2 protein-coding genes are annotated in these 1,783 nt (G+C 68.3%); both read left to right on the forward strand.

The window, feature by feature from the left end; all coding sequences use genetic code 11:
* Nucleotides 1-1,324 (forward strand): AMP-binding protein (locus EOA22_RS32280; RefSeq protein WP_127390540.1); only part of this gene is annotated, 1,324 nt, incomplete at its 5' end.
* Nucleotides 1,325-1,326: 2 nt separating this feature from the next.
* The coding region (locus EOA22_RS32285; RefSeq protein WP_127390541.1) for a 2-dehydropantoate 2-reductase at nt 1,327-1,783 on the forward strand (457 nt) is incomplete at its 3' end.

Below are 1,783 nucleotides of genomic sequence, written 5' to 3' on the forward strand. Positions count from 1 at the left end.
GACGGCCTCCGCCGTCGCCGCCGGGGGGGCCGCCGCCTCTACGGCGCCGCTCACCCCCGCCTACCGGGCCGACGAGCTCGATTTCTACCTGACCGACATCGGCGCCAAGGCGATCCTCGTCGCGGAGGGTGAGACCGGCCCCGCGGTGACGGTGGCCGAACGCCTCGGCATCGGCGTGCTGCGGCTCGTCGTGCAGCCCGGCACACCGGCCGGCAGTTTTGCTATCGAGGGCGCGGCGATCGGACCGAAGGCCGCGCCCGACATGGCGCAAGACAGCGACATTGCGCTGCTGCTGCATACCTCCGGCACGACATCGCGTCCAAAACTGGTGCCGCTCAGCCATGCCAACATCGCGGCCTCGGCAGCTCATATCGGCGGCACGCTTGGCCTGACGGCCGATGACCGTTGCCTCAATATCATGCCGCTGTTCCACATTCACGGCCTGATCGCGGCCGTGCTGTCGTCGCTGGCTGCCGGCGGCAGCATCTACTGCACGCCGGGTTTCAACGCGCTGCGCTTCTTCCAGTGGCTGAGCGAGGCGCAGCCGAGCTGGTACACGGCGGTGCCGACCATGCATCAGGCGATCCTGGCCCGCGCGGCACGCAACACCGAGGCGCTGGCGGCGGCGCGCCTGCGCTTCATCCGCTCGTCCTCGGCGTCGCTGCCGGCGCAGGTAATGACTGAGCTGGAAGCGACCTTCGGCTGCCCAGTGATCGAATCCTACGGGATGACCGAGGCGGCTCACCAGATGGCCTCGAACCGGCTGCCGCCGGGCCAGCGCAAGCCCGGCAGCGTTGGTGCCTCCGCCGGGCCGGAGGTGGCTGTGATGGCGCCCGACGGGCGGCTGCTCGATGCAGGCGAGTCCGGCGAGATCGTCATCCGCGGGCCCAATGTCACGACGGGCTACGAAAAGAACCCGGATGCCAACGCCACGGCTTTCGCGCATGGCTGGTTCCACACCGGCGACCAGGGCGTGCTGGACGGGGACGGCTATCTCAGGGTCACCGGTCGGCTCAAGGAGATCATCAATCGCGGCGGCGAAAAGATCTCGCCACTCGAGGTCGACGATGTGCTGATGGACCATCCGGCGGTGGCACAGGTCGTCACCTTCGCCATGCCGCATGACAAGCTTGGCGAGGAGGTGGCGGCGGCGGTTGTGCTGCGCGAAGGCATCAGCGCCGCTGAGAGCGACATCCGCACCTATGCCGCGACGCGGCTTGCCGACTTCAAAGTGCCGCGCAAGATCCTGATCCTGGACGAGATCCCCAAGGGCGCGACCGGCAAATTGCAGCGCATCGGCCTTGCCGCCAAACTCGGGCTTTGACGATGAAGATCACCATCTTCGGCGCCGGTGCGATCGGCGGCTATCTCGCTGCCAAGCTTGCCGCCGCCGGCCGCACCGATCTCTCGATCGTCGCGCGCGGCGCCCATCTGGAAGCGATCAAGGCAGATGGCCTGCGCCTGATCGAGGATGGCCAGGAGACGTCCGTCCCCGTCCGGGCCGCCGCCAAGGCCGAGGAACTTGGCGTGCAGGATTATGTCGTGCTGGCGCTGAAGGCCCATTCCCTCACCCCGGCGCTCGACCAGATCGCACCGCTGCTTGGGGACCACACATCAGTCGTCACCATGCAGAACGGCGTGCCGTGGTGGTATTTCCACGGCGTCGGCGGGCCGCTCGAAGGCACCAGGCTGAACGCGGTCGATCCCGGCGGCGCGATCTGGCAGCGGATTGGACCGGACCGCGTCATCGGCTCGGTCGTCTATCCCCCGGTCGGGGTCGATG

The organism is Mesorhizobium sp. M7A.F.Ca.US.014.04.1.1, assembly GCF_003998745.1.
GTDB lineage: Bacteria > Pseudomonadota > Alphaproteobacteria > Rhizobiales > Rhizobiaceae > Mesorhizobium > Mesorhizobium ciceri.